The organism is Bacillus sp. EB106-04-04-XG123, assembly GCF_058791855.1.
Window position 1 is genome coordinate 140,391 of record NZ_JBYTDZ010000002.1, and the last position, 14,470, is coordinate 154,860.

Here is a 14,470-nt window from a genome sequence, read left to right on the forward strand (position 1 = left end):
ATTTTCAAAATATTTTTGTCAGAAAAGCTCCCGAACACCGGGAAGCTTTATATTATGAACGAACCGGCGTTTTGGCTGGCTTGTCTTGTAAGACAAGTGCAATATTCTCAGCACATAAACGCATCATCGTTTTTCTCGTTTCGACACTAGCACTTCCAATATGAGGGAGGACTGTGACGTTAGGTAATGTCGTTAATGGATGAGATGGACTGACAGGCTCTTGTCTAAATACATCTAGACCTGCTCCGGCAATTTTTCCTGTCGTGACAGCCTCGTATAAAGCATCCTCATCCACAGTCTGTCCTCTTGATACGTTAATGAAATAAGCAGAGTTCTTCATCAGATCAAATGCTTGTTCATTAAACATGTCTTTTGTTTCCGGGGTTAACGGCGTCAGACAGACGATGAAATCAGACTGTTTGAGCAGTTCCTCAAAATCCGCATATGTCACACCAAGCTGCGCTTCTGCCTCGGGTTTTCTGGAACGATTATGATAAAGGATATTCATATTAAAGCCTTTGGCCCGCTTGGCTAGTGCTGTTCCAATGCTACCCATTCCGACAATCCCGAGCGTTTTGTGATGAACATCCGCACCGGCAAGAAGAAGCGGCCCCCAGCCTGTCCAATTTCCATCCTTAATCCAATCACTCGCCTCAACAATGCGTCTAGCTGACGCCATCAGTAGGGCAAAGGCTAAATCAGCCGTCGATTCTGTTAAGACATCTGGTGTATGACATACGGTGATTTCGCGCTTTTTGGCTGCTTCAACATCAATATTGTCATAGCCAACAGCAAGGTTTGCGACCACCTTGACATTAGGGGCCTTTGATAAAAGGGGCTCATCTATTTGATCTGACAGCATGGTGAGAAGCGCATCCGCTTTAGCAGCCTGTGTTTCTAACTCTTCTCTTGGACACGGCTCATCCTCGCTCGGCCACATCTCAACATGAGCGACTTCTTTTAATGATGTAAGTGATGCTTCATCAAGCTTTCTTGTGATATAGACATAAGGTTTCGTCAAGAAGAACACTCCTTTAATCGATTTCTTTAAGCATAACGAAAAACGTCTCAAGAGAAAAGAGACGTTTCGTCTGTTCACTGAAACTTCAAATCAGCTGCAGGCTGAATCCAGCCAATAGCCGGAATGGGGCTACCACCGCTTCGCATGGCGCTCATTTCTTGAAAAACCTTTAGAAAGTATTCATAACGATTGGCATCATTTAAAACGTAATCTAACCGCTCTTCATAATATGCTTTTTCATTTTCTCCAGACATGTAGTAGCCCTCCACAATTTCAAAATAATGAAGCGGGAACAACAGGCGGCTGTATAATAAACGCTTTGAAAAAGATGAAAGAGGTGTCACCTGCTCATATTGCTGAAGAAAGGAAAAGCCCTCTTCAATTAAATCTTCCTTATGCTGCACAAAAGTCTCTCTTAAGTATTCGGCAATATCGCGGGTTGGATGATCAAAGACCCAATCCACAGGTATACGAAGCGGCTGCTCATGCGGCCATGTCATACGTGAAAAGCGCTGATGACAGACAGTGCCTGAGTCACCTTCTTTCGGTTCATCATCGAGCTCAGTATCGACTAAATATTGAATGGCATTCTCCGTTAATCCAAGATAATACGGAAACGATTCAATGAATTTTTGTTCAAACCGTTCCAGCGGTTTTTGATGCATTTGCTGCATCCAAAAGCCTTCAAGCTGATCTAATCGTTTTGCCCATAATTCCTTCCAGGCACCGACACGTTTTGTTTCGGATACTTCATATGGAAAGCCTCTTCCCCTAACATGAAAGGCGGCCAGCTCTGACGCTTGCTGAAACGAGCGGCTTGAGATCGGAGGCGCTGCTTTTAATAAGGCGTACTGCTCCTTCCCATGAGTAAAGGTGGGCTTCTCTTCATTTGTTAATTCAAACACAGCAACGTATGGGTCTCCAGCATTCAGTAAATACTGACTGATATGATACATCTCTGCGAGTTCTTCTTCTCGCAAATGAGACACAGGAACAATGAGGAAGAGAGCCTCCGCCGTTTGAAAGCTCTGATAACTGCCATATGGCATAAACTGACGAACATCAATGCCAAATGTGTGATAAATGGTTTCTTTCATGTTTTCACCTGCGTTCCTATGATCAATCTCTTATCATATCGTAGTCGCAGGTTGAGGGATTTATGAATACTATTTACTATCCGAAGTTTTTTACACGTTGTGGACAAATTAAGAGGATTGGGTGAAGAATATATGCCGCATCATCATGAGATGAACGAAGTAGAAAAAACAGCAAGACGCCGTTTACAAGAACGAGGCGTAACCATTCAAGATATAGCAGACCTTGTCTACTTTTTACAGGAAAAATATCATCCTGGCTTAGACATGACAGAGTGCATCCACAATGTGGAGCGTGTCATCGCAAAACGTGAAGTCCAAAATGCGATTTTAACGGGCGTCGAACTAGACGTACTCGCCGAGCAAAAGAAGCTGACTGAGCCGCTTCAATCAATACTTGAAACGGACGAAAGCCTGTATGGCGTTGATGAAATTTTATCCTTTGCTATCGTCAATATTTATGGTTCGATCGGCTTTACGAATTACGGTTATATCGATAAAGAAAAACCAGGAATTCTCGGAAAACTTAACGATAAATCCACAGGTGAATGCCACACCTTTTTAGATGACATCGTCGGCGCTATTGCTGCTGCCGCATCAAGCAGGCTGGCACATAGTGCGAGAAATGCGGAATAAAGAAAAAGAGGACGCGCGCGTAACGCTTGTCCTCTTTTTTTATGATAATCGCTCAATCCACTCGGATAATGAATCAATGACATAGGTTGGCTGCTTTTCATACTGCTGAAGCAGCTCTTTTGTTGTCACACCTGTATGGACGAGTAATGTGTCCATGCCTGCATTCATTCCTGCCATAATATCCGTATCATAGTTATCACCCACCATGAGCGTCTCAGACACATCTGTCCCAAGTACACGCATCGCTTGTTCCATAATAATGGATTCTGGCTTTCCGATAAATGTCGGCTGAACTGTTGTTGTCACGGTCAGTACAGATGTTAACGAGCCGTTCCCTGGCAAAAGCCCTCTTTCTGTTGGGATAGCAATATCTCCATTTGTTGAGACAAATTGTGCGCCTTGACGGATGGCAATCGCACCTACTGCTAATTTTTCATATGTAATGCCCCGATCAATTCCAACAACAACAAAATCTGCGTCTTCCTGACCAAACGTCAGCCCTTTTTCTTCAATGGCCTGCTTGATTCCTTCTTCACCGATCACGTAAACTGACGCATCTTGCTTTTGCTCAGCAATATAATTGGCCGTCGCCATACTTGTTGTAAAAACTTGATCTTCTGTTGCTGGAATATCGAATGAAACGAGTTTTTCCGCTACCTGCTTTGGCGTGCGGGATGAGTTATTCGTGACAAACAAGTAAGGGATGTTCAACTCATTTAACTTTTGAACAAATTGACCTGCTTCTTCGATCTTTTCTGTTCCTTTATACATTGTCCCGTCTAAATCAATTAAATAGCCTTTGTATTTCATGATGCTCACAACTCCAATGGTTTATTTAAACGCTGATACTGGGCCAAGCTCCTGCTCCAAGTAGGTACGGATGCGGCTTGGAAAGACCTCTAGCGCCTGCTCTACTTCGCTGATGACCTGCAATAAGTCATGATGATCCACTTCCTGATATTGCTGTACAAGTGTTTTGCGGGATGAGACAAGCTTTTTCAGCTGACTGCCTTCACCTTCTGGTACGACCTTTTCATCAACAAGGATATCCATGATGTCATCATAGCTTCCTGGGTCACGCATAATAAAGCCATCAATCATGTCATTTCCAGTATCAAGAATACATTCGACGAGCAAATGAACAATTCGTTCCAGCGCTTTTTTTTCTAAAGGACTTGTCCATGTTTGATGACTTTGCATCAACTCATATTGCTCCTCGAAAAAACGTAATGTCTCTTCAATTTTTTTTCTGTCTACGAAATACATTATGACGCTCCCCTTTGCGTTATTTTCTGATTCGTTTTAAGACAAAATAGGCACAGCCAAAATTACAGTATTCATAAATGTATTCATCGAGTGTGCTGATTTTAGTATCAAATGTGGCCTTTTGGTTTTGGTCATCAAAGAACCCTTTCAGCCTGAGCTGATTATAGCCCCAGTCCCCCACAATATAATCATACTTATTTAAAATATCTGAGTACCTTGCTTTAAACGCTTCTTCATTAAAGCCGTCTTTGATATCTCTTACAAGATCAAAGGTAGCATTCTGAATGACGATCATCTTCTCACCTCTTTTTAAACGATCCATCTTTAATGATAATTCATTGGAAGAACTCCATCAATTGCTAAAGCATGTTTTTTCCGATTTAGCCGAAGCTAAAGGAAAAAGGAGGTCACAAATATGAAGAAACAACTGACAGCCGCGATTCTCCTCAGCATGCTTTTAGGCGGGTGCGGCTTTCAATCAGGTATGAACCGGCAAGTGGATGAAGATTCTTCAAGTAAAACCATCCGTCTGTCGGATCGTCATGAAGGAAATAATTCCAACATGCCAGAAGCAGACACAAACAGAGCAGGATATGTTCGTTATCAGCGCCAGCAAGTAACGGATCAGAAAGAAAGAACCCCTGCTTTAAATCGTGAGCATCTTGCCCACGTGATTACAAGTTTAACGGTGCAGCTGCCAAACATCAAAGATGCAGCGACACTTGTGACAGATGAGGATGCACTCATCGTGTATGAAACAGGAAACAAAAACCGTGATGAATCTGCCGATCAAGTAAAGAAAACGGCGGTTTCTGTTCTCCCTCGTTATTATCATGTATACGTCTCTGATAATCCAGAGCACTTTCAATCCATTGCCAATTTTTCACGTCTTCAAACCAATTCACGTGATTTTGACCAGATTTTAACCAAAACAATTCAGCAAATGAAGTACTCCCCTCAAGGTGGAGATATTTCAACGAAAGAAGATGCAAATGGGATGACGAATTCCGACCGTACGATGAGAAGAAACGCCCCTTATGGCCAAAATTAATATGAGAAAAAACGCCAGAGAGCTCTGGCGTTTTCTTTGTTATGCTTGCGCCTGACGCTTTTTAGACGCTTCGTTTACTTGTTCATCTGCATGGTAGGAAGAGCGCACAAGCGGCCCAGCTTCACAGTGGCTAAAGCCTTTTGACATCGCAATTTCCTTCAGCTCTGCAAACTCATCCGGATGATAGTATTTTTGAACTTTCAAATGCTTTTTCGAAGGCTGTAAGTACTGCCCAATCGCCATAATGTCCACGTTATTGGCAAGAAGATCATCCATGACTTCAATGATTTCTTCCTTCGTTTCACCGAGTCCAATCATAATGCTTGATTTTGTTGGAATGTCAGGCTGCATTTCTTTTGCACGACGCAAGAATTCTAATGAACGATCATATGTAGCACGCGCACGAACTCTTGGCGTTAATCTGCGAACTGTTTCAATGTTGTGATTTAAAATGTCAGGACGAGTGTCCATTAACGTCTTCAAGTTATCATAATTACCGCCCATGTCTGAAGGGAGAACTTCAATTGTGGTGAATGGGCTTTTTCTTCTAATCGCACGAACGGTTTCAGCGAACACACCTGCTCCGCCATCCTTTTGATCATCCCTTGCAACCGCTGTTATGACAGCATGCTTTAAGTTCATTAATGCTACTGAATCTGCCACGCGTTCTGGCTCTTGCAGGTCAAGCTCAGTTGGAAGTCCAGTTTTCACCGCACAGAAACGGCATGCGCGCGTACAAACAGATCCAAGGATCATAAATGTAGCGGTTCTTCTCACTGCCCAGCATTCATGAATATTCGGACATTTTGCTTCCTCACAAACGGTATGCAGGTTGTTTTCCCGCATCATTTTCTTCAAACCGGTATAGTTTTCATTCGTATTCAGCTTAATTTTAAGCCAGTCCGGTTTTCTTACGTGCTCTTCCTTCTTTGCCAATTCCATCATCTCCATATGAATTCGTTAAAGGTGCATCTACAAAAATCTTCCTGCTATATACGATGGATGCAGCCAAGAAGCTGCAAAAAATTGAATCTTCGGCCTAAAGCCTTTTCTTTAGACACTTTAACATAGTACAGATTGAACAACAAGGGAATGAGCTGCAAAAATACCCAAAAGCCTCCTAAAAAAACAGAAGAAAATTACTAACATTTTCTTCTTATGAAATAGAGTGATCTAACCACACTAAACGGTAGAAGACGATGCTCGATGAAAGGAGATGGACGTTTGTGAAAGTGGTTTTAGCCATCATGATTGCTCTTTCAATGCTTCCTTTACCTGTTCATGCAGAAGGGACGGGCAAACAGCCAGATGAATTGAAGCAAAGAATGGCCCTATATGAAAAAGTCTCCATCACAACACAGATTCCATGGTATGTACTTGCTGCAGTTGATCAGTATGAACACAATATTCGAAAAAGCAGAAGAGATTTACCGAAACAAAAAGGCGTCATTGGCATCTACATTCCCCGGGAAATGTGGATTGGACCAGAAAACCCGAATAAACAGGATACCTCTCCTTTAAGCATTAAAGTGTTTGACGGAATTGGTCTTGATGGGAATGGGGATGGCAAAGCAAGCAGCGATGACGATGAGGATGTATTATTCACGTTTGCTCAATACTTGCTTCACTACGGCAGCAGCATTGATCAATTAAAAATTGGCTTATGGGACTATTATGGACGTGATCAAACCGTTGGAATCATTTCATCTTTTATGAAGCTATATAAGCACTACGGCCATCTTGATCTTGGAAAACATGCTTTTCCTCTTCCGGTTGGAGCTGACTACAGCTACCGAAGTACATGGGGAGATGCGAGAGGATTTGGAGGAAGAAGAATTCATGAGGGAACCGATTTATTTGCCCATTATGGACTTCCCGTTCGTGCGACATCGTATGGCGTGATTGAAATGAAAGGCTGGAACCGCTTTGGCGGCTGGCGGATAGGCATTCGAGATATTCATAATCATTATCATTACTTCGCTCACTTAAATGGCTTTGCAAAAGGACTTAAGACAGGTCAAATTGTTGAACCAGGTCAGGTGATTGGATCTGTCGGAAGCTCCGGTTACGGCCCTCCAGGCACCGCAGGAAAATTTCCGCCGCATCTTCACTATGGCATGTACAAAGACAACGGCAGAACCGAATGGTCATTTGACCCTTACCCTCATTTGAGGGCTTGGGAAAGAGCTGAACGGAAAAGAAAATAATAAAAAACAGCCCAATCATTGTTGGGCTGTTATTCCTTTTTCTCCTTTTTCTCAGGGAGAACAATTGGTGGAGCACCTGAATTTGTTCCGCTGCCATTATAATAATCTGGTACGTCTCCTTGAACGGCTTGTATGGAGACAGGAACAGAGTTTTTGACTACGATTGTTTCAGAAGCAAATGGGATAATGACTCTTACCTTAACCTCGATCAGAACACTAATATCAATCAAGGCATTGTTGATGCCATAAGGCTTAATGTTTTTCTCAACGTCCGTGTGCGGATCACCAATCACACTAAAGCGTACAGGTACTTTTGGTCCGAGGTTGGCGATGAGTGCATTTCCGGATGCCTGACCGAGCGGAATGTTATATATAATGCCGTCATGTCCATCTGTTTGATCCTTTAACGCTTCTTTTGCCTCTTTTTGAAAGTTCCCCTTTTCAATGTCCTCTAAATTTTTCTGAAGATGACGTGATAGGTCAGCCATGGCTTTCGATGTTGCTTGCGCATTAAAATCGATGGTCGTCACTTTTCCGTTCTCACTTGTATTCATGACCACCATATCCTTCATATTCTCCTGATCGTCTGCAAAGTCTTGCACTGAATATTGTATGAGGTGATTGGCGATGCGCTCTGTTTCTAGTTCAGCAATGTGAATAAGGGTTGGTTTAATGGATCGGTTGATAAAAAACAAACTAATCACGGTTGAGAGTACAAAGAATACGATGGCAAGCAGCATGACGTAACGAAATGGCAAAGGGCCCTTTTTGTAGGGGCGATAACGGCGGTTCATTCTCAATAAAAAATCCCCCCTTCTCCATTACATGTGTATGCAGACAGGCGGGGGGATAGGAATCATCTCTCTATTTTATTTCACCATTTTTAATAATGCATCTCTTCCAATTGTTCCAGCTGAGATGCCCAGCGCTTCTGCGGCGTATGTCACAGATTCTAAAGGAGCATCAAGCAATTGCTCAATGGTTCTTACCCCAACTGCTCTTCCTGCAATAATTCCTCTATCTGCAAGCTTTTCATTCAAGAGCCCGACATCAAGTGCACCGCACATAATATACCCGTGTTCATTTGTTACTGCCATGAAATTTGTCTTCGGCAGCTTGACGGTGACCGCTGTAAAGGAATGGCCATCAATTGTAATAGGTGTTAAATTCACCAAATCCCTTCACTCCTCTCATCACAATCTATGTGAAAAGAGGGCGCGTGTTGTTAGGCTGAAGCGGATTTCATGTGGCTTCCTTCAAGCGCCATGTCAGAACATCACGTAAAAATTCAGGCATGAAATATTCAATGTGTTCGTGATCACGGATATGCGGAAAAAGAGAGCCTAATGTATACATATCGACTGTGCCAACTGTATAGGAGGCATCTTTTTTGATCAATTGACCATGTACAAAGACATCCTTCACCCGTTTGGCCTCGCCTTCTTCTAACGTATAGCTGAGTCCGCTATATAGCATTTTCCCCATCAGCTCACCTCTAAAGCCGAAGCCTTTGATGCGCAGCTGTTCCATTTTTTCTTCACAGCCCCGCTGAATCGTTTCGATGAGCTGTTGACCGGTAAGCGTCACCCGAATGGGATTAATGGGATGCGGACATATCCGGTGGATTTCTTCTCTTGTGACGATCCCTGCCTCTAATGAATCAAGCACCATACCTGCATTCATCATGCCAATATCTGCTCCGCACCAATCTTTAATGGCATCTGTTAAGAGCTGCGGAAGCGGAGATTCGTCGAACCACTTCGTTTCTAGCTTCGACTCAATCGTTGTCACTTTTTCCTGCATGAGTGCTTTCGCTCTTCTTTCTGCTTGCTGTAAGGTGGTGATGGCTTCATCTGATTCACTGATGAGCTGATCCACTGACTGCACTGTCGCCTTTTTCTCTATCAGCTCTTTGCGTGCTGTATCGATTGTCAACTCGACGCAGCCAATATAATGCCCATACTTTTCAGCGCATGCAAGAAGCACCCCATTGTCCATTTCACCCTGTTCTAACAGATGATGCGTGTGCGAGCCTAGGATGATGTCGATTTCAGGGAAGTCACGGGCGACCTCTCGATCGTGGATAATACCGAGATGGGATAAGAGCACAATGACATCTGCCTGTCCCTTCACTTCCTGCAACATGTCCCGTATGCTGTCAAACGGATCAGTAATGTTCCAGCCCAGCTTTTCATAAACAGGTGTATACGCAATGGTCACGCCTAAGAGACATATTCTCAGTCCGTTTTCCAATGTGATCATATGATAGGGCTTTGCCCATAATGGCCTTTTGCCTTTCTCAAATAGATTAGACAGGACCACAGGAAATTGTGCATTCTCATACAAGTGATCAAGCTGATCATGAGGCAATGTAATACCTTCATTATTCCCGATCGTGACTCCATCATAGCCAAGCTGATTGAGGAGCTTGACATTTACCTTTCCATAATCAGCTTCGGATACGAGGTTCACTCGATCCATATGGTCGCCAATATCAAACAAGAGCATCTGATCGTGAACTTGACGCTTTTCTTCAATATAAGCTGCAATTTTTGGCCAGTTCTCAAAATGGCTGTGCAAGTCGTTTGTATGATATAACCATAGCTTCTGCAGCATGTTGATCTCTCCCTCAAGTTGTCACTGACCGTCTCATTCAGGTTGAAAGCTTCAGTCAGCTCTCGGTTAACTAAATAAATCTAACTGCTTCGGAGACAGGCTTGAATACGTGATATCCAGCAAATCAATCATCTGCTGTCCATTTGCTGCTGCATCTCCGCCGGAGTTATTATTAAACACGACATAGACATCTTTCGATTGCTGATGCAGGATGTCGAGATTCTTTTTCCACTCTTGTAATTCTGCTTCATTATATAAATATAAGTATCTCACTTCACGCCAATTCTCATGGTCTGCCGGGTGAAGCCAGCCCTGTTTATTCCTCCCGTGAAATCGGACCAATGTTTTATCACGGTGTGTAGCTTGTATGACTGGCGGAATGGAGCCTTCTCCGACTTGCGGTTCATCACAGACGGAATGAATCCATCCTTCCTTTTCCATAAAGGACAAAGTCTGCTCATAAAATTCCTCTGAAAACCATGTACGGTTTCGGAATTCGAGAGCACAAGGAATATCACCCATCTTCTCCTTACACCATCTTAAATAGTGGACGTGCTCTTTTTTGCAATCAAACCAAGGTGGAAATTGAAAGAGCACCATGGCGAGTTTCCCTTCACGAATGAGCGGAGTCAGCGAAAGAATAAATGCATCAAACATGTCCTCCTTCGAAGCAAACGGAATCTCCCCCCTTTGATGTCCAGTCATCCCTTGGTATGCTTTCACAACAAACTGAAAGTCATCCGGAGTATCCTTTATCCATTTTTCATGATTACGCTCAGGCTGAACCGCATAAAAGCTGGCATCTAGTTCCACAATGGGAAACGTTGATGCGTAGTGAAACAGCTTTTGCGCGCTGCCAATTTTCGGCGGATAAAGACTGTCATGATCTCCCCAGCCAGTTAATCCGATATAAATCATGTTTCTCACCTCTTGCCACTCTCATGTATAGACGGCTTCCTCATTCGAAGCCTTTGTCTTTTGTGATCCCCATATTTCTGAAAGAAATTCTTCTGTTTACAACATATCATATTTGCTCGTAATTCTGAATGAAGATGACTGGTGGCACGTGATTTTGTCCTGACGCTCTGTTTGTTTGTTTGTTTGTCATATTAATTAACAACTTTCTATCTAAAATGATTTTAGCTGATAACATAAAATGCATATCAGAGATGTTGACAGTGATTGTCCATTTTTTTATTCATCTTCACCAATAAAGGAGATTGAGTGGATATGAACATAGACGATAACCAGTTTGACATATTACAAAAAATAGCCAGAAATATTCACGAGCCTGTCTATTTGTTTAATCAGTATGGACGTATACTGTATACCTCGAACTCCATGATGACGAGCCCAGAATGGATGCACATTCTCCCCTTTTTTCGAAGCAGGACAACTCATTCTTTTTCGATGATACATGCTAAACAAACCTTTTCCATCTTTCCGATTGATTTAAACGAACAAACATGTGATTACCTGGTCATCCTTTCTTTCATTCACCCGCAGAATAAAGCATTGCATGGGATGCTTGCAAAAGCAGTGAACGAAATGTCGATTGCTCGTATGAGACAATATGCCGCCCTGCAAACGGCCAAGCGTGCTAGAAATGAAGGTTTTCGCAGATGGATAGAGAGGGCATCGTTTTCCCAGCAAGATCATTTACATTTCGCTCAATCGTTTGGATTAAGCGCCGAATGCCGCTATCTATGTATGATCTGTCAGCTTGACCAGCGTAGTGATACCACATGTTTTATGGAGCAGCAAATGGTTTTAGATCATGTGATTGATCTGCTCGAAAGTGCACTTCTAACCTGCCCATTTCCTGCCTTTCTGTTTGTCAAAGGTGATATGGGTGTTGTATTGATGGAGGAGACTGGCAGTTGGCCGGAGGTTAGCGGCAGTCTCATCTCTTTTTTAAAACAATTGCAGCTGCTTGTTAAACTGCAATTGAATCACACCATTTCTTTTGGGGTGAGTTTGACCGCCTGCCTAATCCACCATCTGTCTGAGGGCTACAATGAAGCATTAGAGGCTCTTCAAACCGGACATCTCTCATCGCGAACTGATTATATTCAATTTTATCAGGCGAAGGATGTACCAGATTTACTAAGGCTTATTCCAAGAAAGGATATGATCACGTTTCACCAGCTGCACCTACACCCGTTATCTGAACCATCACAAGTCGATCAAAGTCTTCTTCACACCTTGTCTGTCTATTTAGAAACCCATTGCCACATTTCAGAAACAGCCAAACGATTGTCTATTCATCGCAACACGGTCATTTATCGCCTTGAGAAGTGTGAAGAATTGCTTCGAATCAGCTTAAAAGATCCTGATGCAACATTGCGGCTGCGCTTAGCCTTCCGTATTCAAAGATTTCTCACATCCCATCCTGATTGAATTTTTTCTTCCGAAGCTTCATATAGTTTGGAAGAGAAAAATGAGTCTCGAGGAGGGATGACAAATGGATGATGAGCTCCGTCACATCCCGCAGCCCATTCGAAAGGATGGCGCGGGTGCCACCGACTTAGGCCCGCGTGATGTCCTTCGAGATATAGAGAACCCAGATATGCTCGTTCCCCCTAAAACCGATGCCGGAACAATTCCTAATTTAAAATTTTCATTTTCTGATACACACATGCATTTGAATCACGGCGGCTGGTCGAGGGAAATTACGAAGCGGGAGCTGCCTGTTTCAACAACGATTGCAGGTGTCAACATGCGGCTCACACGCGGAGGTGTTCGTGAGCTTCATTGGCATAAACAGGCGGAATGGGCGTATATGATTTTAGGCAAAGCCCGCATCACATCTGTAGATGCAAAAGGGCGAAATATGATCGCTGATATAGAAGAAGGCGATTTGTGGTATTTTCCACCTGGTATCCCGCACTCCATCCAAGGGCTTGAGGATGGATGTGAGTTCCTTCTTGTATTTGATGATGGCGATTTTTCTGAATTTGATACATTCACGATCACAGACTGGTTTGCCCATACACCGAAAGAGATTCTATCCGCCAATTTTGGTGTTCCTAAGCAATTGTTTGACCATATTCCGAATAAGCAGCGCTATATGTTTCAAGGCTCACCGCCGGCATCATTAGAAAGCCAAATGGTATCTGATCCATACGGGAGCATCAAGCCGCCATTTACGCACCAGCTTCTTCGGCAAAAGCCGCTAACGACCTCAGGCGGAACCGTCCGAATTGTCGATTCACAGAATTTCCCGATTTCAAAAACGATTGCGGCTGCACTTGTCGAAGTAAAACCTGGCGGCATGAGAGAAATGCACTGGCACCCTAATAATGATGAGTGGCAATACTATTTAACCGGCACGGCCAAAATGACGGTCTTTGGAGCAGGAGGTACTGCCCGCACCTTTAATTACAGAGCAGGTGATGTTGGATATGTTCCTTTTGGTATGGGGCATTACATCCAAAATATCGGCCAAACGAGCCTTTGGTTTTTAGAAATTTTTAAAAGTGACCGGTTTGCAGATATTTCGTTGAATCAGTGGATGGCCCTAACCCCGCCTCAATTAGTGAAAGAGCATTTACACGTAGATGATGCAATGATTCGTGCGCTTCATAAAGAAAAATCACCTGTCGTGAAATATGAGAGATGATGCGATTTTATTGATAAAAAAACCGATCATTTTTTAGATGATCGGTTTTTTATCATGGTTAACCCTTATCGATACCAAGCTTTTGCTAAATTGTTTTTAAAGTTACTGTCCTTGAATGGTACGTTGGCACTACCAAAGTCTGTTGTATTCAATGCATGTCTTGCTGCCGGCGTTAGATCATCCCAGCCAATTAAAGGCTGCATCCCTTTACCGCTCACATTGCCGCTTACATCCAGCTCGTGGTTCAATGGCCAGTTGCTATCATAACCAACCAAAGGATTTGTTCCTAAAATACTTGCGGCACTCGGTGCTGCTTTCTTATATTGCCCATGACCTGAGTAAGCAATCGATTGAACACGCGGGCTCGCTACAGCTGGGTTGTCAATCCAAACGACAATGGATTCCCAGTCATGACGATGACCAAAGCCCGGTGATGGATTATCTTTTGGAAAATACCAAGCATACATAATCGCCCAGCTGCCATTGTACCAATCTGAACGTGAATATACTTGACCGATATTACTGCTGCATCCACCATTATGTGAACCGCTCGTTTTTAACCCTCTGCTTGTGTTTCCAGCAGCATCTACAGCTGGGAATGGTACACATCCATGCCATACTTTCAAATAAGGCTGAAATTTTTTCGCTGCTTTTTGTGTAACAGTTGTTGGATTGACTTCTCTAAAACCAACTACCTTGTCATGATCAATTTCTGCCGCATGAACTGCTGATGGCACTGCTGTACTAAACATGGTGACGATAAAAAATATAATGGCAAACATAAACTTCTTCATTTTCTATCCCCTTTTCTCTTGATTATCTCAGTTACCTCATGCTGTCGAGATTGATGTTACCATTGTGTAAAAAGCCAATCAATCACTTTTTACACAAAATGTATATTTTAGTATTTTATTAACAAGTTTTTATTAATCTCAAAGACCTAAATTTATGGATTTC

The 14,470-nt window shown here is 42.9% G+C and carries 16 protein-coding genes; 5 read left to right on the forward strand and 11 right to left on the reverse strand.

The features are described 5' to 3' along the window. Nucleotides 1-52: 52 nt before the first annotated feature. Both AC3WTB_RS06165 and yutH read right to left on the reverse strand, forming a co-directional pair. On the reverse strand, nt 53-1,021 hold the full coding sequence (locus AC3WTB_RS06165) for a 2-hydroxyacid dehydrogenase (RefSeq protein WP_492333468.1): 969 nt from the start codon (nt 1,019-1,021) through the stop codon (nt 53-55). 74 nt (nt 1,022-1,095) lie between these two features. Next, nucleotides 1,096-2,118, reverse strand: coding sequence for a spore coat putative kinase YutH (gene yutH / locus AC3WTB_RS06170; RefSeq protein WP_059375953.1), 1,023 nt, complete (start codon nt 2,116-2,118; stop codon nt 1,096-1,098). A gap of 132 nt (nt 2,119-2,250) precedes the next feature. Between yutH and AC3WTB_RS06175 the strand changes: the two genes are divergently transcribed. After that, nucleotides 2,251-2,751, forward strand: coding sequence for a phosphatidylglycerophosphatase A family protein (locus tag AC3WTB_RS06175; RefSeq protein WP_025094161.1), 501 nt, complete (start codon nt 2,251-2,253; stop codon nt 2,749-2,751). Between the two features lie 39 nt (nt 2,752-2,790). Here AC3WTB_RS06175 and AC3WTB_RS06180 read toward each other — a convergent pair whose 3' ends face one another. Genes AC3WTB_RS06180 through AC3WTB_RS06190 form a run of 3 tightly spaced genes read right to left on the reverse strand, consistent with a single transcriptional unit; the run spans nt 2,791 to nt 4,312 of the window. Next, nucleotides 2,791-3,564, reverse strand: a complete 774-nt coding sequence (locus tag AC3WTB_RS06180; protein WP_492333683.1) for a TIGR01457 family HAD-type hydrolase — start codon at nt 3,562-3,564, stop codon at nt 2,791-2,793. A gap of 18 nt (nt 3,565-3,582) precedes the next feature. After that, complete coding sequence (locus tag AC3WTB_RS06185) at nt 3,583-4,017, reverse strand: DUF86 domain-containing protein (RefSeq protein WP_039181197.1); 435 nt, start codon at nt 4,015-4,017, stop codon at nt 3,583-3,585. 19 nt (nt 4,018-4,036) lie between these two features. Further along, the gene (locus tag AC3WTB_RS06190) at nt 4,037-4,312 is read right to left on the reverse strand and encodes a YutD family protein (RefSeq protein WP_039181199.1); all 276 of its coding nucleotides are present in this window, start codon (nt 4,310-4,312) and stop codon (nt 4,037-4,039) included. 120 nt (nt 4,313-4,432) lie between these two features. On the opposite strand from AC3WTB_RS06190, the gene AC3WTB_RS06195 reads away from it, so the two are divergent. Beyond that, on the forward strand, nt 4,433-5,068 hold the full coding sequence (locus tag AC3WTB_RS06195) for a YhcN/YlaJ family sporulation lipoprotein (protein WP_492333469.1): 636 nt from the start codon (nt 4,433-4,435) through the stop codon (nt 5,066-5,068). A gap of 39 nt (nt 5,069-5,107) precedes the next feature. Here the strand turns inward: AC3WTB_RS06195 and lipA are convergent, their stop codons facing one another. After that, nucleotides 5,108-6,004, reverse strand: a complete 897-nt coding sequence (gene lipA, locus AC3WTB_RS06200) for a lipoyl synthase (RefSeq protein WP_008360456.1) — start codon at nt 6,002-6,004, stop codon at nt 5,108-5,110. 326 nt (nt 6,005-6,330) lie between these two features. On the opposite strand from lipA, the gene AC3WTB_RS06205 reads away from it, so the two are divergent. After that, nucleotides 6,331-7,275, forward strand: coding sequence for a M23 family metallopeptidase (locus AC3WTB_RS06205; protein WP_492333684.1), 945 nt, complete (start codon nt 6,331-6,333; stop codon nt 7,273-7,275). Nucleotides 7,276-7,304: 29 nt separating this feature from the next. Here the strand turns inward: AC3WTB_RS06205 and yunB are convergent, their stop codons facing one another. From yunB to AC3WTB_RS06225, 4 genes are all read right to left on the reverse strand, one after another. Further along, nucleotides 7,305-8,075, reverse strand: coding sequence for a sporulation protein YunB (gene yunB / locus AC3WTB_RS06210; protein ID WP_081258425.1), 771 nt, complete (start codon nt 8,073-8,075; stop codon nt 7,305-7,307). A 69-nt stretch (nt 8,076-8,144) separates the two neighbouring features. Continuing rightward, nucleotides 8,145-8,450: a YunC family protein gene (locus AC3WTB_RS06215; RefSeq protein ID WP_024425980.1), complete on the reverse strand. Its 306-nt coding sequence runs from the start codon at nt 8,448-8,450 to the stop codon at nt 8,145-8,147. A gap of 67 nt (nt 8,451-8,517) precedes the next feature. Then, complete coding sequence (locus AC3WTB_RS06220) at nt 8,518-9,891, reverse strand: bifunctional metallophosphatase/5'-nucleotidase (RefSeq protein WP_492333470.1); 1,374 nt, start codon at nt 9,889-9,891, stop codon at nt 8,518-8,520. Between the two features lie 66 nt (nt 9,892-9,957). Further along, complete coding sequence (locus AC3WTB_RS06225) at nt 9,958-10,809, reverse strand: DUF72 domain-containing protein (protein WP_058838110.1); 852 nt, start codon at nt 10,807-10,809, stop codon at nt 9,958-9,960. A gap of 312 nt (nt 10,810-11,121) precedes the next feature. On the opposite strand from AC3WTB_RS06225, the gene AC3WTB_RS06230 reads away from it, so the two are divergent. After that, complete coding sequence (locus AC3WTB_RS06230; protein WP_144490152.1) at nt 11,122-12,291, forward strand: PucR family transcriptional regulator; 1,170 nt, start codon at nt 11,122-11,124, stop codon at nt 12,289-12,291. Between the two features lie 64 nt (nt 12,292-12,355). Next, the gene (locus tag AC3WTB_RS06235; protein WP_492333471.1) at nt 12,356-13,513 is read left to right on the forward strand and encodes an oxalate decarboxylase family bicupin; all 1,158 of its coding nucleotides are present in this window, start codon (nt 12,356-12,358) and stop codon (nt 13,511-13,513) included. A gap of 65 nt (nt 13,514-13,578) precedes the next feature. Here AC3WTB_RS06235 and AC3WTB_RS06240 read toward each other — a convergent pair whose 3' ends face one another. After that, nucleotides 13,579-14,307: an NPP1 family protein gene (locus AC3WTB_RS06240; RefSeq protein ID WP_039181218.1), complete on the reverse strand. Its 729-nt coding sequence runs from the start codon at nt 14,305-14,307 to the stop codon at nt 13,579-13,581. Nucleotides 14,308-14,470: the final 163 nt, after the last annotated feature.